General features: G+C 73.3%; 17 protein-coding genes. 9 read left to right on the top strand and 8 right to left on the bottom strand.

The annotated features are described in order from the left end of the window. Positions 1-135: 135 nt before the first annotated feature. Entirely contained in the window at positions 136-1,125 is a 990-nt protein-coding gene (locus ACFC0Z_RS18775) for an alpha/beta hydrolase (protein ID WP_376438874.1), read from the top strand. Continuing rightward, the gene (locus ACFC0Z_RS18770; RefSeq protein WP_376438872.1) at positions 1,122-2,324 is read left to right on the top strand and encodes an acyltransferase; all 1,203 of its coding nucleotides are present in this window, start codon (positions 1,122-1,124) and stop codon (positions 2,322-2,324) included. Before ACFC0Z_RS18775 ends, ACFC0Z_RS18770 begins: the two co-directional genes overlap by 4 nt. Positions 2,325-2,341: 17 nt before the next feature. On the opposite strand, the gene ACFC0Z_RS18765 is transcribed toward ACFC0Z_RS18770, so the two are convergent. Together ACFC0Z_RS18765 and ACFC0Z_RS18760 are read right to left on the bottom strand one after the other, a co-directional pair. Beyond that, complete coding sequence (locus ACFC0Z_RS18765) at positions 2,342-3,364, bottom strand: aldo/keto reductase (RefSeq protein WP_376438869.1); 1,023 nt, start codon at positions 3,362-3,364, stop codon at positions 2,342-2,344. Then, positions 3,361-3,798, bottom strand: coding sequence for a MerR family transcriptional regulator (locus tag ACFC0Z_RS18760; RefSeq protein ID WP_376438866.1), 438 nt, complete (start codon positions 3,796-3,798; stop codon positions 3,361-3,363). The genes ACFC0Z_RS18765 and ACFC0Z_RS18760 overlap by 4 nt, the downstream gene beginning before the upstream one ends. Before the next feature lie 52 nt (positions 3,799-3,850). Here ACFC0Z_RS18760 and ACFC0Z_RS18755 point away from each other — a divergent pair, with 52 nt between their 5' ends. Then, positions 3,851-4,681 carry a serine hydrolase domain-containing protein gene (locus ACFC0Z_RS18755; protein WP_376438863.1) on the top strand — a complete coding sequence of 277 codons (831 nt, stop codon included), beginning with the start codon at positions 3,851-3,853 and terminating at the stop codon, positions 4,679-4,681. Between the two features lie 46 nt (positions 4,682-4,727). Here ACFC0Z_RS18755 and ACFC0Z_RS18750 read toward each other — a convergent pair whose 3' ends face one another. From ACFC0Z_RS18750 to ACFC0Z_RS18730, 5 genes are all read right to left on the bottom strand, one after another. Then, positions 4,728-5,336, bottom strand: coding sequence for a hypothetical protein (locus ACFC0Z_RS18750; protein WP_376438861.1), 609 nt, complete (start codon positions 5,334-5,336; stop codon positions 4,728-4,730). Then, positions 5,333-6,859, bottom strand: a complete 1,527-nt coding sequence (locus tag ACFC0Z_RS18745; protein ID WP_376438858.1) for an ATP-binding protein — start codon at positions 6,857-6,859, stop codon at positions 5,333-5,335. The genes ACFC0Z_RS18750 and ACFC0Z_RS18745 overlap by 4 nt, the downstream gene beginning before the upstream one ends. An 8-nt stretch (positions 6,860-6,867) precedes the next feature. Then, the gene (locus ACFC0Z_RS18740; RefSeq protein ID WP_376438856.1) at positions 6,868-7,548 is read right to left on the bottom strand and encodes a response regulator; all 681 of its coding nucleotides are present in this window, start codon (positions 7,546-7,548) and stop codon (positions 6,868-6,870) included. Between the two features lie 72 nt (positions 7,549-7,620). Continuing rightward, positions 7,621-9,351, bottom strand: coding sequence for a murein biosynthesis integral membrane protein MurJ (gene murJ, locus ACFC0Z_RS18735; protein ID WP_376438854.1), 1,731 nt, complete (start codon positions 9,349-9,351; stop codon positions 7,621-7,623). Further along, entirely contained in the window at positions 9,348-10,547 is a 1,200-nt protein-coding gene (locus ACFC0Z_RS18730) for a lipid II:glycine glycyltransferase FemX (RefSeq protein ID WP_376438851.1), read from the bottom strand. Before ACFC0Z_RS18730 ends, murJ begins: the two co-directional genes overlap by 4 nt. Positions 10,548-10,763: 216 nt before the next feature. Here ACFC0Z_RS18730 and ACFC0Z_RS18725 point away from each other — a divergent pair, with 216 nt between their 5' ends. After that, positions 10,764-11,945, top strand: a complete 1,182-nt coding sequence (locus tag ACFC0Z_RS18725) for an Ig-like domain-containing protein (protein ID WP_376438848.1) — start codon at positions 10,764-10,766, stop codon at positions 11,943-11,945. 31 nt (positions 11,946-11,976) lie between these two features. Here ACFC0Z_RS18725 and ACFC0Z_RS18720 read toward each other — a convergent pair whose 3' ends face one another. Beyond that, positions 11,977-12,717 carry a pirin family protein gene (locus ACFC0Z_RS18720; protein WP_376438845.1) on the bottom strand — a complete coding sequence of 247 codons (741 nt, stop codon included), beginning with the start codon at positions 12,715-12,717 and terminating at the stop codon, positions 11,977-11,979. 105 nt (positions 12,718-12,822) lie between these two features. Here ACFC0Z_RS18720 and fasR point away from each other — a divergent pair, with 105 nt between their 5' ends. The 5 genes from fasR (at position 12,823) to fabF (ending at position 17,716) form a co-directional block, all read left to right on the top strand. Next, positions 12,823-14,004, top strand: a complete 1,182-nt coding sequence (gene fasR, locus ACFC0Z_RS18715) for a fatty acid biosynthesis transcriptional regulator FasR (RefSeq protein WP_360802768.1) — start codon at positions 12,823-12,825, stop codon at positions 14,002-14,004. 89 nt (positions 14,005-14,093) lie between these two features. Further along, complete coding sequence (locus ACFC0Z_RS18710; RefSeq protein WP_376438841.1) at positions 14,094-15,011, top strand: ACP S-malonyltransferase; 918 nt, start codon at positions 14,094-14,096, stop codon at positions 15,009-15,011. 18 nt (positions 15,012-15,029) lie between these two features. Continuing rightward, positions 15,030-16,061, top strand: coding sequence for a ketoacyl-ACP synthase III (locus ACFC0Z_RS18705; protein ID WP_376438839.1), 1,032 nt, complete (start codon positions 15,030-15,032; stop codon positions 16,059-16,061). 64 nt (positions 16,062-16,125) lie between these two features. Further along, the gene (locus ACFC0Z_RS18700) at positions 16,126-16,374 is read left to right on the top strand and encodes an acyl carrier protein (protein ID WP_376438836.1); all 249 of its coding nucleotides are present in this window, start codon (positions 16,126-16,128) and stop codon (positions 16,372-16,374) included. 79 nt (positions 16,375-16,453) lie between these two features. Then, on the top strand, positions 16,454-17,716 hold the full coding sequence (fabF, locus tag ACFC0Z_RS18695; RefSeq protein ID WP_376438833.1) for a beta-ketoacyl-ACP synthase II: 1,263 nt from the start codon (positions 16,454-16,456) through the stop codon (positions 17,714-17,716). Positions 17,717-17,846 lie beyond the last annotated feature (130 nt).

Here is a 17,846-nt window from a genome sequence, read left to right as displayed (position 1 = left end):
CCCTCCTCCACCCCCTACCCGGGTATCAGACGGAGGTTGGCTCCCCGGTGTGACGTGCCGTCACCCGCCGCCTTCCTACTTTTCCCTCGCCGCCGGACGACGCGGTCGAGCGAGAGAAAAGGGAGGGAGCGACGGATGCGCCGCTTCACGAGGATCCTCACCACCGTGGCCCTGGTCGCCGCCGTGACCGCCGGGACGGCGGGCTGGGCGTCCGGTGACGCCCAGGACCCCGTCACAGGACCTCCCCCGGGTGTGGAGCGGTGGCGTGGGGCGGGGCTGCCGGACCCGGAGGGGATGAGCGCTGTCGAGGTGGCGCGGTACTTCGCGGGACTCGCTCCCGTACAGCGGGAAAGGCTGGCGCGGACGTACCCGACCGTCGTCGGGAACCTCGACGGGGCTCCTCTGGAGCTGCGGTACGAGGCCAACGAACGGGTCGCGCGGGGGAGGTTCGGCGGGGCGCGGGTGCTCGCCTACGATCCGCGCGGCCGGGGCCAGGCCGCCCTCGTCTACGGGGATCTCGCGCTGGCCGAGAACGTCGCCGTCGTCGTGCCCGGCTCCGACATCGACGCCGGCCGGATCCGGCCCCTCGCCGACATGGCGGCCTCCCTCCACCGCGCCACCGGCGGGCGGACGGCCGTCGTCGCCTGGGCCGGATACACCACCCCCGTCGGCGTCGGCCTCGACGCCGCCACCGGCCGGCTCGCCGAGGCCGGGGCCCAGCGCCTCACCCGGTTCACGGAGGGCCTCCGGGCCGTCGGGGCGGCCGCGCCGTCCGTCTTCTGCCACAGTTACGGCTCCGTCGTCTGCGGCCTCGCCGCCCACGACCTGGGGGCCAAGGACCTCGTCGTCCTCGGCTCCCCCGGCATGCGCGCCGCGAACGTCGCCGCGCTCGGCACCTCGGCCCGCGTCTGGGCCGCGAAGGACCCCACCGACTGGATCGACAAGGTCCCGAACGTCGAGCTCGCCGGGCTCGGCCACGGCACCGATCCGACCGATCCGGAGTTCGGGGCCCGGACCGTCCCCGCCGGGGACGCCGACGGGCACGGCGGGTACTTCGCCGCCGGGACGTCCTCCCTGCGCGCGTTCGCCGCGATCGCCTCGATCTCCGAGGGGGATGTCCGATGAGCTCGCTGGCGAAGATGGCCCGCAGGATCGAGGCCTCCACCCCCGCCCACCGCGACCGCGCGATCGACGGTCTCCGCGCCCTCGCGCTCCTCGCGGTCCCCACCGGTCACTGGCTCCTCGGCGGCTTCACCCTCTCCTCCGACGGCGCCCTCCACAACGCCAGCCCCCTCGGCACCTTCGCCGCCCTCGCCCCCGCCAGCTGGGTCCTCCAGATGCTCGGGATCTTCTTCCTCGTCGGCGGGTACGCCTCCGTCCTCTCCTACCGGCGGCGCAAGGGCTCCACGCGCGCGTGGCTCGGCGGCCGGCTCGCCCGGCTCGGCCGGCCCGTCCTCGGCGTCACCGCCGTCTGGGCCGCCCTGCTCCCCCTGCTCCACTTCGGGTTCGACGTCCCCGTCGACACCCTGCGGACGGCGTCCACGCTCGTCATCCAGCCGCTCTGGTTCGTCGGCGTCTACACCGTCGTCACCGCGCTCACCCCGTACTGCGTCCGCGCCGCCCGCCGTCTCGGCGTCTGGGCCGCGCCGCTCCTCGGCTCCGTCGCCGTCGTCGACTTCCTGCGGTACGGGCCGTACGCCGACGCCGTACCGTCCTGGCTCAGCCTGCTGAACATCCTGCCCGGCTGGCTCTTCGCCTATCAGCTCGGCGTCTCCTGGGGCGAGGGCCGCGTCACCCGGCGCCACGCCTGGGCGCTGCTCCTCGGCGGCACCGCGCTCTTCGCCGCCCTCCTGCTCCAGTTCGGCTACCCGGCGTCCATGGTCGGCGTGCCCGGCGAGGCCCGCACCAACTCGCATCCGCCGTCGCTGCTGGTCCTCGCCCTGGCCGCCGCGCAGAGCGGCGCCGCGATCCTGCTCCGCGACCGGATCGGCGCGCTCCTCAGGCGGCCCGCGCTCTGGGCTCCGGTCGTGATCGTCAACCTGTCCGCCATGACGATCCTGTGCTGGCACCAGACGGCGATGCTGGCCGCCGCGATCCCCGCCTCGTACGCCGGGGAGATCCCGGGACTCGTCGGCGCGCCCGACTCGGTCGGCTGGATCCTCGCCCGCCTCGCCTGGATGCCGGTCTTCGCCGGACTCCTCGTCCTCGTCGGGCGGTACGCGCGCGGCTTCGAGTCCCCCTGGGCGAAGACCGGCCGGGCCCGCCGCGTCCTCGCGGGCGTGCTCGCGGCGGGGTTCGGGGCCTTCGCCCTGGGGCTCGCGTGAGACGCCCCGGGCGGGGGTCAGACCTCGCGGGCCAGGGACGTGAAGTTCATGTCCTTGTAGCGGTCGCCCGCCACCAGCCCGGCGATCGGCTCCAGTTCGGCCAGCTCCTCCGGGGTGAGGACGATCCGGGTCGCGGCGGCGTTCTCCAGGAGGCGGGAGCGCTTGCGGGTGCCGGGGATCGGGACGACGGTCAGGCCGTGCACCGCCGCCCGGGCCTGCACCCAGGCGAGCGCGATCTGCGCCGGGGTCGCCCCGTGGGCCGCCGCGATCTTGCGTACCGGGTCGAGGAGGGCCGAGTTCCGCTCGGCGTTCTCGCCGCTGAACCGGGGCATGTGCTGCCGGAAGTCCCCGGCCGACAGGTCCTTGCCCGCGTCCGCGAACGCGCCGGTCAGGAAGCCCCGGCCGAGCGGCGAGTACGGCACGAAGGTCACGCCGAGCTCCGCGGCGGCGCCGACGGCGCTGCGCTCCACGTCCCGCGAGAAGAGCGACCACTCCGACTGGAGGGCGGCGATCGGGTGCACGGCGTGCGCCTCGCGCAGCTCGGGCCCGGTGACCTCGCTCAGCCCCAGGTAGCGGACCTTGCCCTCCTGGACGAGCTCCGCCATCGCGCCGACCGACTCCGCGAACGGGATCGCCGGGTCGCGGCGGTGCATGTAGTAGAGGTCGATGGTCTCGACGCCGAGGCGCCGCAGGCTGTCCTCCGCCGCCCGCTTGATGTACGCGGGATCGTTGCGGACGCCCCGGTGGGCGGGGTCGTCGGCGCGCCGCTCGATGGCGAACTTGGTGGCGAGAACGACCTCGTCCCCGTGGGCGGCGAGGAAGGGCGCGAGGAACTCCTCGTTGGCGCCGCTGCCGTAGATGTCGGCGGTGTCGATCAGGGTGACGCCGGCCTCCAGGGCCGCGTCGAGGGTGTCGTGGGCCGCGGCCTCGTCGGTGGCGCCGTAGAACTCGCTGATGCCCATGGCGCCGAAGCCCTGCACGCCGATCTCGGGGCCCTGCTGCCCCAGACGTACGGTGTCGATCCTGGTCACGCTGGTCATGAAGATGTTCCTCCGCATGCGGTGCCGTGGTTCTCGTTGATCCCGTGGTTCCCGTACAGACTGATCTTGATGTCGAGCACGGCGAGCGTGTCCTGGAGTTCGGAGATCCGCGCCAGGACGTCCCGCCGCGTCGACTCCAGGAGCTCCCGCCGCTCGTCCCGGGTGTGGTCCCCGGCGCGCACCATCTCCGCGTACCGGACCATGTCCGCGACCGGCATGCCGGTCAGCCGGAGCTTGCCGACGAAGGCCAGCCAGTTCAGGTCGCGCTCGGTGAAGCGGCGCTGCCCGGTGTGCGAGCGGTCGACGTGCGGCATGAGGCCGATCCGCTCGTACCAGCGCAGGGTGTGCGCCGTCAGGCCGGTCAGCGCGGCCACCTCGCTGATGGTGTAGCGGTCCCGCCCCGCGAGCCCGGTCGTGCTCTCGATCACGCTCATGGGCCCCACGCTAAAAGGTTGGAGTGCACTCGAAGCAAGTAGGCTCGGCCCCATGCAGAGCAGCTTGCCGAGCCTGGCGTCGATCGAGAACTGGCCCGTCCCCACCGCGGCGGCGGCCGTCGTCCGCGCCGACGGCACCCTCGCCGGGTCGCACGGGCCCACCGCGCGGCGCTTCCCGCTCGCCTCCGTCACCAAGCCGCTCGCGGCGTACGCCGTCCTCGTCGCGTACGAGGAGGGGGCGATCGACCTCGACGAGCCGGCCGGGCCCGAGGGCTCGACCGTCCGCCACCTGCTCGCCCACACCTCGGGGCTCGCCTTCGACGAGAACCGGGTCATGGCGGCCCCCGGCACCCGCAGGATCTACTCCAACTCCGGCTTCGAGGCGCTCGGCGACCACGTCGCCAAGGCGACCGACATCCCCTTCGCCGAGTACCTGCACCAGGCCGTCCTGGAGCCGCTCGGCATGACGTCGACGACGCTGGAGGGCTCGCCCGCGAAGGACGGCGTCTCGACCGTCGACGACCTGGTCCGCTTCGCCGCCGAGGTGCAGGCGCCCCGGCTGCTCGACGCCCGGACCGTCCTGGACGCCATGACCGTCACGTACCCCGGCCTGACCGGCATCCTGCCCGGCTACGGGCACCAGAAGCCGAACGACTGGGGGCTCGGCTTCGAGATCCGCGACGCCAAGTCCCCGCACTGGACCGGCGCGACCTCCTCGCCGCGCACGTTCGGGCACTTCGGGCAGGCGGGCACGTTCCTGTGGATCGACCCGGACGCGCGGGCCGCGTGCGTGGCGCTCACCGACCGGCCCTTCGGGGCGTGGGCGGTCGAGGCCTGGCCGCCGTTCACGGACGCGGTGCTGGCGGAGCTGCGTCGGTCCTGATCCGTCGGTCCTGATCCGGCGGTCCTGCTCCGTCAGTCCTGATCCGTCAGTCCTGATCCGGTGCGCCGGACACCTCGCAGGTGGCCGTGGGCAGGGCGCCGTCCGGGCCCGTGACGGTGACCTCCGCCCGGCCGGTGTCGTCCTCCGCGTACACCGTCGTGCACACCAGCTGGCGGACGGCGGAGTCCGGCAGGCCGGTGACCGCGAACGGGGCCCGCAGGAGCAGGAGACGGCGGCCGTCCGTGCCGCCGGACTCCTCCTCCGAGACGTGCGGGGACCCCGCGCCGCGTGGGAGCACCGTGGTGAGGCCGGCGCTCGCCTCCTCCGGGCGCGGTCCCGCGAGGAGCGCGGCGAGGACCTTGTCGGTGGTGACGGGACCGTGGTCCGAGGGGTCCGTACGGCTCAGGTCGGCGAGCCCCGAGCCGTTCCGCCCGTCCATGGCCTCCCCGAACGGCAGCCCGACGTTGCGGACCACCGGCGTCGGGGCGCCGCCCGGGCCGACGAAGTACAGCAGCAGCTGTTCCTCGGGAATCTGGTTCACCCCCACGGTCGCGGCGCCGCCCGCCTCGACGACGTCGGTGCCCTGGATGCCGCAGGCGGTGAGCGGGAGCAGCAGCCCGCACAGCGTCGCGGTCACGCGCGCGCGGCGGTTCACAGCGGCATCCGTACGGTGAAGACGGCGCCGCCCGCCGGGTGGTTGGCGGCCTCCACGGTGCCTCCGTGGAGGTGGACGTTCTCCAGGGTGATCGCCAGGCCGAGGCCGCTGCCCGCCGAGCGGGTACGGGCCGGGTCGGCCTTGTAGAAGCGGTCGAAGACGTGCGGCAGGACGTCCGGGTGGATGCCCGGGCCCCGGTCGGCGACCTCGGTCACGACGTGGTCCCCCTCCGCGTACACCCGTACCGTCACCGGCGTGCCGCCGTGCCGCAGCGCGTTGCCGACCAGGTTGGCGACGACGATGTCGAAGCGGCGCGGGTCGAGGCGGGCGCGGATGCCGGGGACGAACTCCTGGACGACGGTGGCGGGGTCGGTCCAGTGCCGGTTCCTGAGCGTCATGCGGACGCAGTCGGCGACGTCGACCTCGTCGGTGTGGAGCTCGGCGGCGCGCGCGTCGAAGCGCGAGATCTCCATCAGGTCCTCCACGAGCACGGCGAGACGGCCGGTCTCCGCGCTGATCAGACGGACGGCGCGGGCGGTGTCGCTGCCCAGGGTGCCGGAGTCGGCGTCCTCGTCGAGGACCTCGGTGACGGCGAGCATCCCCGCCAGCGGGGTGCGGAGTTCGTGGGAGACGTCGGAGGCGAAGCGGCGGGCCCGGGCCTCGGCCTCGCGGAGCTCGGTGACCGACCGTTCGAGCGCGGCGGCGGACTCGTTGAACGTCCTGGCCAGATCGGCGAGTTCGTCGCGGCCCTTGGAGTGGATACGGGTGTCCAGGCGGCCGGTGCCCATGCTGTGGGCCGCGTGGCGGAGCTCCCGCACCGGGCGCAGGACCCCGCGCGCGGCGACGAGCGCGGGGATCAGGGCGATGGCGAGGGCGGGCAGCGCGCCGTCGCGGGCGGCGGCGACCATCGCCTCGACGTTCGCCTCCTCCTCGTCGAGCTCCATGACCGCGTAGACGACGAGTCCGGTGGGCTGGGCCGTCGCCTGCGGCGAGTTCCGGAAGACGGCGGGGACGGCCATCGTCAGGTACGGCGTCCCGTTCTTGACGACCCGCTGGAAGCTGCCGTGCGGGGTGGTGTCCCGGTCGCTCGCGCGGGCCCTGAGCTCGGGGGTGATGACCGAGGAGCCGGGGCGGTCGGTGGAGGAGACGCGGAGGGTGCCGTACTCGGCGTACACCCGCCACGGCCGGGGCTTGCCCTGGCGGGCGATCGTGAGGGCCATGTCCCGCATGTCCTCGGCCGTGGGGGGCAGGTTGACGGTGAACGCGTCGACCTGCTCGCGGAAGGCGGAGACGGCGGTGTCCTGGGTCTGCTCCAGGATGGCGCTGCGGGCGGCCCGGTAGGTGAGCGCGGCGGTGGTGCCGCAGCCGACGGCGGCGACGAGCAGGAACGCGAGGACGAGCCGGGTGCGGAGGCCGAAGGGGTGGGGGCGCAGGCGAGGGGCGCGGGCCCTCCTCCGGCGGCGCTCGGCCGGGACCGCCGCGGGGGCCTCTGCGGGGGCCCCTGTGGGGGCCTCCGCGGCCACGCACGTCTTCACAGGGGTCCGAAGCGGTAGCCGAAGCCGCGCAGGGTCTGGATGTAGCGGGGTTCGCCGGGGTCCTCGATCTTGTTCCGCAGGCGGCGGACGCAGGCGTCGACCAGCCGGGCGTCGCCGTGGTAGCTGTGCTCCCAGATGTGTTCGAGGAGCTGCTGACGGCTGAAGACCTGCTCGGGGGCGGCCGAGAGGTGGAGCAGCAGCTTCAGCTCGGAGGGGGCGAGGGCGATGCGTTCGCCGGACTTGGCGACGGTGAGTCCGGCCCGGTCGACGGCGAGCTCGCCGTGGAACTCGACGGAGGGGCGGCCCCCGCCGGGCTCCTCGATGCGCCGCAGGACGGCCCGGATGCGGGCCTCGATGACCTCCGTACGGGCGGGCTTGACGATGTAGTCGTCGGCACCGGCCTCCAGGCCGACGACGACGTCGAAGTCGTCGCCGCGCGCGGTCAGCATGATGATCGGGAGCTGGCTGTCCTCGCGGACCCGGCGGCAGACCTGGACGCCGTTCATGCCCGGGAGCATCAGGTCCAGGAGGAGCAGGTCGGGACGGAACTCGTCGAGCGCGGCGAGTCCGGCCTCGCCGGTGGCGGCGGTCCGCACCTCGTGCCCGCGGCGCCGCAGCCCGAGCTCGACCCCTTCGCGGACGGAGGGGTCGTCTTCTATGAGGAGCACGCGGGGCATGGAGGGAGTATCCCAAGGTCGGTACGGACAGCTGAGGGGGAGGGGGAGACAGCGGGGGAGACAGCGGGGAGGTCAGGTGCGGTGGAGCCGTGCCCTGGCCGCGCCGACGAGGGACTGGACCTCGGTCAGGCGGAGGGGGCCGGCCAGGGCGGCGAACGCGGCGACGACCGTGAGCCCGCCGGCGAGGCCGGCCAGGACCGCGCCCGCCCGGGCGCCCGCGAACGGGCCGGCCGCCGTGACCGTGAGGTCGGTGACGAAGAGCGCGTATCCGGTGGCCGGGACGGCGGCGATCAGGAGGCGCCCCAGGGCGCGGCCCGCGCCCCCTCCGCTCGCGCGGTCGGCGCCCCCTTCGCTCGCGCGGCCCGCGCCCCCTTCGCTCGCGCGGTCGGCGGACCCGAGCCGCCTCCGCAGGACGTACGCCGTGAGGCCCCAGCCCGCCCACAGCGCCAGCGAGTAGCCGGCCGCCATCCCGGCGACGGCCCAGTGGCGCGGGAGCCAGTGGTACGCGGCCAGGGAGAGGCCCGCGTTGAGGCCGGCGATCACGAGGTTGAGCAGGAACGGGGTGCGGGTGTCCCGGAGGGCGTAGAAGGCGCGGGTGCACACGTACTGCCCGGAGAACGCGACGAGTCCGGGCGCGAAGGCGACCAGGATCCAGGACATCACGCGGATGTCGGCGGCGCCGGTCTTCCCGTACCCGAAGACGACCGTCATCAGGGGGACGGCGAGGGCGAAGAGGGCGCAGGCGGCGGGGACGACCGCCGCCGCGCTGGTCCGCTGCGCGTAGTCGACGTCCCGGCGGACGGCCGCGAGGTCCCCGTCGGCGGCGGCGCCGCTCATGCGGGGCAGCAGGGCCGTGACGAGGGAGACGGTGACGATGCCGTGCGGGACGGCCCAGAGGAGGTAGGCGTTGTTGTACGCGGCGAGGCCCCCGCCGCTGACGGTGGAGCCCGCCGAGGTGGCGAGCAGCGTCGTCACCCAGTACGCGGCCTGGTTGGTGAGGACGAGCAGCACGAGCCAGCCGGCGGAGCGCAGCGGGGCGGCGAGGCCACTGCCGCGCCAGTCGAGGCGGGGGCGCCAGCGGAAGCCGGCGGCGCGCAGCGAGGGGACGAGGGCGAGGGCCTGAACGGCGATGCCGGCGGTGGTGCCCCAGCCGAGGAGCGCGGTCTCGCCGGGGGTGAGCCCGCCGCCGTCGCTCACGAGGAGGAAGAGGCCGAAGACGGCGACGACGACCACGTTGTTGAGGACGGGGGTCCACATCATGGCGCCGAACCTGCCGCGGGCGTTGAGGACCTGGCCGAGGAGGGTGAACAGGCCGAGGAAGAGGATCTGCGGCAGGCAGGTGCGGGCGAAGGCGATCGTCGTCTCCCGCCGCTCGCCGGCGTAGTCGGTGTACCCGTCGACGATGCACGGCGCGGCGAGGACGGCGGCGGCCGTGAGGACGACGAGGGCGAGCGCGCAGAGGGTGAGGAGGCGGTCGGTGTAGGCGACGCCGCCGTCCTCGTGTTCCTTGGCCGCCTTGACCAGTTCGGGGACGAAGACGGCGTTGAGCGCGCCGCCGAGGAGGAGCGTGTAGACGATCGTGGGGACGGAGTTGCCGACCGCGTAGCCGTCGGCGACGTACCCGGCGCCGAGGGCGGCGGCGACGACGGCGGCGCGGACGAAGCCGGTGGCGCGGGAGACGAGCGAGCCGGAGGCCATGAACGCGCCGCTGCGCAGCGCGGAGGGGGTCTTCCTGTGCGGTTTCGGGGCGGTGAGCGTCGCCGTCGGGCCGGTCGCCGTCGCCGTCGGGCCGGTCGCCGTCATCGGCGGGCCAGGTACGCCTGGAAGGCGCGGTACAGCGCCCCGTTCGTCGTGCCCTGCATCGGCGTCTCCCACTCCCCCAGCGTCTCGACGACCTGTCCGCCCGTACCGAGCTTCCAGCGCAGCAGCCCGTGGGCGCGGTCGTCCGGATCGAGGGTGGAGGGTACCCCGCGCAGGTCGTAGACGGCCGCGCCGGAGGCGTGGGCGTCGAGGAGCATGCGCCACTGGAGGGCGTTGGAGGGGCGGACCTCGCGGCGGTGGTCGGCGGAGGCGCCGGTCTGGTACCAGACCCGCCCGCCGACGGTGATCATCGTGTGGGCGGCGAGGATCTCGCCCTCGTGGCGGGCGAGGTAGAGCTTCATCCGGCCGGGCTGTTCGGCGTTGAGGACGGCGTACTGGCGCTCGTAGTACGCGAGGGAGCGGCCGAGCCGGAAGCCGTCGCGCTCCTCGGTGATCCGGAGCAGCCGGTAGAACTCGGGGAGGTCGGCGGCGGAGCCGACGGTGATCTCGACGCCGGACTTGCGGGCCTTGCGGACGTTGCGCCGCCACTCCTGGTTGAGCCCGGACCACAGGTCGTCGGTGGAGCGGCCGGTCAGCGGGACCTGGAAGACGTGGCGGGGCTGGGCGTCGGCGCCGTCCTCGGAGTCGCCGCCGCACTTGCGCCAGCCGCGGGCGCGCAGGCGCTCGGAGACGAGGGTGCCGAGGGGGTCGACCTCGTCGGCGAGGACGTCGGCGAGACGGCGGCCGGGGCCGGCGGCGGCCTTGGCGGTGGCGGCGTTCCAGCGGCGGTACGCGGGCCCCGGCCCGATGCGTACGGCGAAGGCGCCGGAGGCGCGCAGATGGCCGAGGAGCGGGCCGAGCCAGCCGTCGACGTCGGGGTCCGACCAGTCGGCGACGGGCCCTTCGGGGAGGTAGGCGAAGTACTTGCGGGTGCCCGGGAAGGGGCGGAGGAGGACGAGGGCGACGCCGGTGAGCCCGCCGGACTCGGGCCCCCAGCCGAGGAGTTGGTGGCTCCAGCCCTCCTTGACCCGTGCCCAGGAGGGGAGTTGGAGGAAGCTCGGGCCGTCGGCACCGGTGGCGCGGTGGGCGAGGAACGCGCGGTACGCCTCGGGGGTCACGGGACCGAGCCGGACCGGCCCCGCGGGGGCGACGGGGATGCGGCGGTCGGCCGGTGCGGCCGTCACGAGCAGCGCTGACACAACGGGAGCCTCCTGGTTCCGCCCCTCGGAGTGGGGGCGCACAGCAGGCTCACAGCCGAATGAGACCGGTCCGCGCGGCCGATGTGACCGGACGATGACCGTTCCGCCGCAGCCCTGGTCACACGGGGATTCCGGCGCGCGGGAACGGCCCGTTCGGCCTACAGTCCGGGCATCCCCCCTTCCTCTCCCACTCCTCTCCCGCCCCGGAGGTTCCTCGTGCTGCCCCTTCGCGTGTCCCGTCCCACCCTGGCGGCCGTCGCCCTCGCCGTCTCGCTCACCGCGTGCTCCGCGCAGGCGGCGAGCGGACCCGGGTCGTCCTCGTCGTCGCCGTCCGCGGGGGCTCCGGCGGCCGCGCCGGTGAAGGTGACCGTCGTGGACAAGGCGGCCGGCCGGCCGGTCTCGGTGACGGCGACGGGCGGCACCCTGGCCTCCGTGAAGGTCGCCGACACGGCGGGCGGGGTCCTCACCGGCCGTACGGGCGCGGGCGGTTCGCACTGGACCTCGGACCGCAAGGCCGCGCCGGGGACCTCGTACACGGTGGAGGTGGTCTCCCGGGCCGCCGACGGCGCGGAGTCGACGACCCGGTCCTCCTTCGTGACGCCCGAGCCCAAGGCGGTCAACAAGCTGACCCTCGCGCCCGGGAAGAACACGACGGTGGGGATCGGGCACCCGATGTCGATCGTCTTCGACCTCCCGGTGACGAGGAAGGCGGACGTGGAGCGGCAGTTGAAGGTCACCACCTCGAACTCCACGGAGGGCTCGTGGGGCTGGGTGAAGGACTGGTCGGGCCGCGACCGGATCGACTGGCGGCCCCGGGAGTACTGGAAGCCGGGCACGAAGGTCACCCTCGAAGCGGACCTGAACGGCACGGACTCGGGCGGCGGCTGGTTCGTACGGGACTACCGCACCGGTTTCACCGTCGGCGCCGGGCAGGTCGTCGAGGTCGACCTGGACCGGCAGCGGCTGAGCCTGAAGCGGGACGGGCGGGAGGTCCGCACGATCCCGGTCTCCGGCGGCACCCCCGGCGGCGACAAGCGGTCCTGGCGGGGGACGGCCGTCGTGATGGCGAAGGAGGGCACGATCAACATGAACTCGGAGACCGTGGGCCTCGGCGACGCCTACGACAAGATGGTCGACTACTCGGTGCGGCTGACCTGGTCGGGGATGTACGCGCACGCGGCCCCGTGGAACGCGCCGTACTTCGGCAGGGCCAACAAGAGCTCCGGATGCATCGGGATGAGCGACGAGGACGCGGCCTCCTTCTACGCCTCCGTGCGGGTCGGCGACCCCGTCGAGATCACCGGCCGCGACACGAAGGGCACGGTCGCGGAGGGCAACGGCTACGGGGCGTGGAACCTGAGCTGGGAGCAGTGGAAGGCGAAGAGCGCGCTGGCCTGAAGAGCCGGGGCGGCGCCGGACGGGCGGTGGGTCAGCCGAGGCCCTTGCGCCAGTCCCGCATCTCCCAGACCAGGAGCTCCGCGTCGGACGTGGCCACGAGGATGTCCCCCTCGGCATCGGTGATCCGGACGGCGTCACCGGGGCCCAGGTCCTCGCCGGGACCCAGGTCTTCGCCGCCGTCCAGGCCTTCGCCGCCGTCCAGGTCCTCGCCGTCCAGGCGGACCGTGCCGCGGACGACGTGGACGTACGCGAAGTCGGCGGCGGGGACCGCGACCCGCTCCCCCGCGCGAGGGCGGTGGACGTGCAGCAGCGCGTCCGCCTCCGGAAGGGCGTACGACCAGGAGCCCGCGCCCCCGCGCACCACCTCGTACGCGGGTTCCCCGCCGGGCGCGAGCGGGGCCAGCCACATCTGGACGAAGACCAGGGGCGTGGCCGCGTCGTTGCGCTCGACGTGCCGGACGCCGCCGGCGGAGCCGAGCCGCTGGAGCTCGCCGGGGCGGACGAGCGTGGTGTGACCGGTGGTGTCGTGGTGGGTGAGCTCGCCCTCGACGACCCAGGTGACGATCTCGGTGTGGCTGTGCGGGTGCTCGTCGAAGCCCGCCCCCGGCGCGAGCCGCTCCTCGTTGCAGGCGAGGAGCGCGCCGAAGCGGAGGTTGTCGGGGTCGTAGTGCGGCCCGAAGGAGAGGGCGTGCCGGGTCTCGATCCCGGCCGCGGGGTCGCCCCCGGGGTACCGCTCGTCCGCGCGCTGGATGCGTGTCCGGATACGTGTCACGGGGGTCACCGTAACCCTCCCCGGGCACTCCCCCGGCGGCCGGCGGCCGAGCGGAATCAGCCCCGCCCCCGCACGTCGGCGCCCCGATAAGGCAGTCTTGTCCCCGTGCCAGAACCCACGAACGCCGCTCATCCGCACGCCGCGACCCTGAAGCGCCTCGAACAGTCCTCCGGGAGACTCGCCGCCGGCGCCATCGCGCGCATGGACGAGACGCTGCCGTGGTACCGGGCGATGCCGCCCGAGAACCGGTCGTGGATCGGCCTGGTCGCCCAGGCCGGCATCGCCGCGTTCACCGAGTGGTTCCGGCGGCCCGAGACGCCGCAGGCGATCTCCACGGACGTCTTCGGCACCGCGCCCCGCGAGCTGACCAGGGCGATCACCCTGCGCCAGACCGTGGAGATGGTCCGGACGACGATCGAGGTCATGGAGTCGGCGATCGAGGAGGTCGCCGCCCCCGGCGACGAGGCCGTGCTCCGCGAGGCGCTGCTCGTCTACGCCCGGGAGATCGCCTTCGCGACCGCCCAGGTGTACGCGCAGGCCGCCGAGGCCCGGGGCGCGTGGGACGCGCGCCTGGAGTCGCTCGTGGTGAACGCGGTGCTCTCCGGCGAGGCCGACGAGGGCGCCGTCTCGCGGGCCGCCGCGCTCGGCTGGAACTCGCCCGACCACGTCTGCGTGGTCCTCGGCACCGCCCCCGACGGCGACAGCGAGCTGACCGTGGAGGCGATCCGCCGGGCCGCCCGGCACGCGAAGCTCCAGGTCCTCACGGGCGTCCTCGGCAACCGGCTCGTCGTCATCGCCGGCGGCAACGACAACCCGCTCGCCGTGGCGAAGTCCCTGATCGGCCCGTACGCGGCGGGCCCGGTCGTGGCCGGTCCGGTCGTCCCCGACCTGCTCGCGGCGACCCGCTCCGCGCAGGCCGCGGCGGCCGGTCTCAAGGCCTGCTCGGCGTGGCAGGACGCGCCGAGGCCGGTCCTGGCGGACGATCTCCTCCCGGAGCGCGCCATCGCCTCCGACCCTTCGGCACGCGAGCAGCTGGTGGAGGAGATCTACAGACCACTGGAGGAAGCGGGCTCGGCGCTCCTGGAGACGCTGAGTGTCTACCTGGAGCAGGCGAGCAGCCTGGAAGGCGCCGCCCGGATGCTCTTCGTGCACCCGAACACCGTGCGCTACCGGCTGCGACGTGTGACCGACGTCACCGGATGGTCGCCGTCCGACGTCCGCTCGGCGTTCACGCTCCGGATCGCCCTCATTCTGGGACGCTTGGCCGACGCGGATCCCCAGTCCTAGACTTTTGTCGAAGACCAACAATTACCCCGACGGTTCTTCGTCCTTGTCCCCACGGGCGCCGGGAGCCGTCCCCAAGAGAGAGTGTGAGGGTGCTCGTACTCGTCGCTCCCGGCCAAGGCGCTCAGACGCCCGGCTTCCTGACCCCCTGGCTCGACCTCCCCGGCGCCGCCGACCGCATCGCGGCCTGGTCGGACGCCATCGGGCTCGACCTCGTCCACTACGGCACGAAGGCGGACGCGGACGAGATCCGTGACACCGCCGTGGCACAGCCGCTGCTCGTCGCCGCCGGCCTGCTCTCGGCCGCCGCGCTCGGTGACGTGTCCCCCGGCGCCGTCGCAGGTCACAGCGTCGGCGAGTTCACCGCCGCCGCCTTCGCGGGCGTCCTCGACGACACCGCCGCGCTGCGTCTCGTCCGTACCCGCGGGCTCGCGATGGCCGAGGCCGCCGCGATCACCCCGACCGGCATGTCGGCCCTGCTCGGCGGCGACCCCGAGGTGACCGTCCCGCACCTGGAGAAGCTCGGCCTGACCGCCGCCAACGTGAACGGCGCGGGCCAGATCGTGGCCGCCGGCACGCTGGAGCAGCTCGCGGCCCTGGAGGCGGACAAGCCCGAGGGCGTCCGCCGGGTCGTGGCGCTCAAGGTCGCCGGCGCCTTCCACACGCACCACATGGCGCCCGCCGTGGCGAAGCTCCAGGAGGCGGCCGCCGAGCTGTCCCCGGCGGAGCCGTCCGTACGATATGTCTCGAACAAGGACGGGCAGGTCGTCGCCGATGGCGCCGATGTCCTCTCGCGCCTGGTCGGCCAGGTCGCCAATCCGGTCCGCTGGGACCTGTGCATGGAGACCTTCCAGGAGCTCGGCGCGACCGCGCTGATCGAGGTGTGCCCCGGTGGCACGCTGACCGGCATCGCCAAGCGCGCCCTTCCGGGTGTGGCCACGGTGGCCCTCAAGACTCCCGACGACCTCGACGCGGCCCGTACGCTCATCGCCCAGCACGCGGCCGTCTGAGAAGGAGTGTCGACAAGCATGTCGAAGATCAAGGCCAGTAAGGGCGCACCGTTCGCGCGGATCCTGGGTGTCGGCGGTTACCGTCCGACCCGGGTCGTGCCGAACGAGGTGATCCTCGAGAAGATCGACTCGTCCGACGAGTGGATCCGCTCGCGCTCCGGCATCTCCACCCGCCACTGGGCGTCCCCCGAGGAGACCGTCACCGCCATGTCGGTGGAGGCCTCCGGCAAGGCCATCGCGGCCGCCGGGATCGCGCCGGAGCAGATCGGCGCCGTGATCGTCTCGACGGTCTCGCACTTCAAGCAGACCCCGGCCGTCGCCACCGAGATCGCCGACAAGGTCGGCGCGGGCAAGCCCGCCGCGTTCGACATCTCCGCCGGCTGCGCGGGCTTCGGCTACGGCCTGACCCTCGCCAAGGGCATGATCGTCGAGGGTTCGGCGGAATACGTCCTCGTCATCGGCGTCGAGCGGCTCAGCGACCTGACGGACCTGGAGGACCGCGCGACGGCCTTCCTGTTCGGCGACGGCGCCGGTGCCGTGATCGTCGGCCCCTCGGACGAGCCGCACATCGGCCCCACCGTGTGGGGTTCGGAGGGCGACAAGTCCGAGACGATCAAGCAGACCGTGCCGTGGAACGAGTTCCAGGTCGGCGACGTGTCCAAGCTCCCCCTGAACCAGCAGGGCGAGATCAAGTTCCCCGCCATCACGCAGGAGGGTCAGGCGGTCTTCCGCTGGGCCGTCTTCGAGATGGCGAAGGTCGCCCAGCAGGCGCTGGACGCCGCCGGCATCACGGCGGACGACCTGGACGTCTTCATCCCGCACCAGGCGAACATGCGGATCATCGACTCGATGGTGAAGACTCTGAAGCTGCCGGAGCACGTCACGGTCGCCCGTGACGTGGAGACCACCGGCAACACCTCGGCCGCCTCGATTCCGCTCGCGATGGAGCGGCTCCTGGCGACCGGACAGGCGAAGAGCGGCGACACCGCGCTCGTCATCGGCTTCGGGGCGGGTCTCGTCTACGCCGCGACGGTCGTTACCCTCCCCTAGGCACCACCGGATCTTCCGGTACGCCTTCTCTTACCGAAGTAACCCCGCAAGAAGGAGCGCCACTATGGCTCACACCCAGAAAGAGATCCTCGAGGGTCTCGCCGAGATCGTCAACGAGATCGCCGGCATCCCGGTCGAGGACGTCCAGCTGGACAAGTCCTTCACCGACGACCTGGACGTCGACTCGCTGTCCATGGTCGAGGTCGTCGTCGCCGCCGAAGAGCGCTTCGACGTCAAGATCCCGGACGAGGACGTCAAGAACCTGAAGACCGTGGGCGACGCCGTCTCCTACATCCTCGGCCACCAGGGCTGATTCGGTCCCTGTTGACCCGGTACGCCACCCGGCGGTGGCGCCGTAATTCCGACCATCACACACATGGAGAACAATTCCTGTGAGCTCGACCAATCGCACCGTGGTCGTCACCGGTATCGGCGCAACGACACCGCTGGGTGGCGACTCCGCATCGACCTGGGAAGGTCTGATCGCGGGACGCTCGGGCGTCAAGCCCCTGGAGGGCGAGCGGTTCGCCGAACTGCCCGTCCAGATCGCCGCGCCGGTCGCCGTCGACCCCGGTGACGTCCTGCCCCGCCCGCTCGCCCGCAAGCTGGACCGCTCGGCGCAGTTCGCGCTGATCGCGGCCCGCGAGGCCTGGGCCGACGCGGGCTACACCGCCCCCGCCGGCGAGGACGAGAGCATCGTGCCCGAGCGGCTCGGCTCCGTCATCGCGTCCGGCATCGGTGGTGTCACCACGCTGCTCGACCAGTACGACGTGCTGAAGGAGAAGGGCGTCCGCCGCGTCTCCCCGCACACCGTGCCCATGCTCATGCCCAACAGCCCCTCCGCCAACGTGGGTCTGGAGGTGAACGCCCGGGCGGGCGTCCACACCCCGGTCTCCGCCTGCGCGTCGGGTGCCGAGGCGATCGGCTACGCCGTCGAGATGATCCGTACCGGCCGTGCCGACGTGGTCGTCGCCGGTGGTACCGAGGCCGCGATCCACCCGCTGCCGATCGCCGCCTTCGCCAACATGATGGCGATGTCCAAGAACAACGACGAGCCGACGAAGGCCTCGCGTCCGTACGACACGGGCCGTGACGGCTTCGTGCTCGGCGAGGGCGCCGGCGTCGTGATCCTTGAGTCCGAGGAGCACGCGAAGGCCCGCGGCGCGCGGATCTACTGCGAGGTGCTCGGCCAGGGCCTGTCGGCCGACAGCCACCACATCGCGCAGCCCGAGCCGACCGGCCGCGGCATCGCCGCCGCGATGCGCAACCTGCTCGAGTCGACGGACCTCAAGCCGTCCGAGGTCGTCCACCTCAACGCGCACGCCACGTCGACGCCGCAGGGTGACGTCGCCGAGATCAAGGCGCTCCGCGCGGTCCTGGGCGACGACCTGGACCACGTCGCGATCTCCGCGACCAAGTCGATGACGGGCCACCTCCTGGGCGGCGCGGGCGGCATCGAGACCGTCGCGACGGTCCTGGCGCTCCACCACCGCCTGGCCCCGCCGACGATCAACATCGACGACCTCGACCCCGAGGTCGACGCGGACATCGTCCGGGGCGAGCCCCGCGAGCTCCCGCAGGGCACGATCGCCGCGATCAACAACTCGTTCGGCTTCGGCGGCCACAACGTGGTCCTGGCGTTCCGCTCCGTCTGACCCCGGCCCCCGCTCGGCCCAGGCCCGTTCCCCTCTTTGGGGGGCGGGCCTTTGGCGTGTCGTCAGATAAGCAAATAAGTGTGCGCGTTTGTCCATTTCTGGTCATATGTGCGTGTGATGATGTCACTCG

It is taken from the genome of Streptomyces sp. NPDC056144 (genome assembly GCF_042264145.1).
GTDB lineage: Bacteria > Actinomycetota > Actinomycetes > Streptomycetales > Streptomycetaceae > Streptomyces.
Note: the sequence above shows the minus strand (reverse complement) of the source record. Positions and strands in the feature narration are given on the sequence as shown.

Coding starts and splice junctions, on each gene's coding strand:
- ACFC0Z_RS18760 (WP_376438866.1), bottom strand. CDS start 3,798: ATGAGCGTGATCGAGAGCACGACCGGGCTCGCGGGGCGGGACCGCTAC.
- ACFC0Z_RS18700 (WP_376438836.1), top strand. CDS start 16,126: ATGGCTCACACCCAGAAAGAGATCCTCGAGGGTCTCGCCGAGATCGTC.
- ACFC0Z_RS18705 (WP_376438839.1), top strand. CDS start 15,030: ATGTCGAAGATCAAGGCCAGTAAGGGCGCACCGTTCGCGCGGATCCTG.
- ACFC0Z_RS18770 (WP_376438872.1), top strand. CDS start 1,122: ATGAGCTCGCTGGCGAAGATGGCCCGCAGGATCGAGGCCTCCACCCCC.
- ACFC0Z_RS18740 (WP_376438856.1), bottom strand. CDS start 7,548: ATGCCCCGCGTGCTCCTCATAGAAGACGACCCCTCCGTCCGCGAAGGG.
- ACFC0Z_RS18755 (WP_376438863.1), top strand. CDS start 3,851: ATGCAGAGCAGCTTGCCGAGCCTGGCGTCGATCGAGAACTGGCCCGTC.
- ACFC0Z_RS18765 (WP_376438869.1), bottom strand. CDS start 3,364: ATGACCAGCGTGACCAGGATCGACACCGTACGTCTGGGGCAGCAGGGC.
- murJ (WP_376438854.1), bottom strand. CDS start 9,351: ATGACGGCGACCGGCCCGACGGCGACGGCGACCGGCCCGACGGCGACG.
- ACFC0Z_RS18775 (WP_376438874.1), top strand. CDS start 136: ATGCGCCGCTTCACGAGGATCCTCACCACCGTGGCCCTGGTCGCCGCC.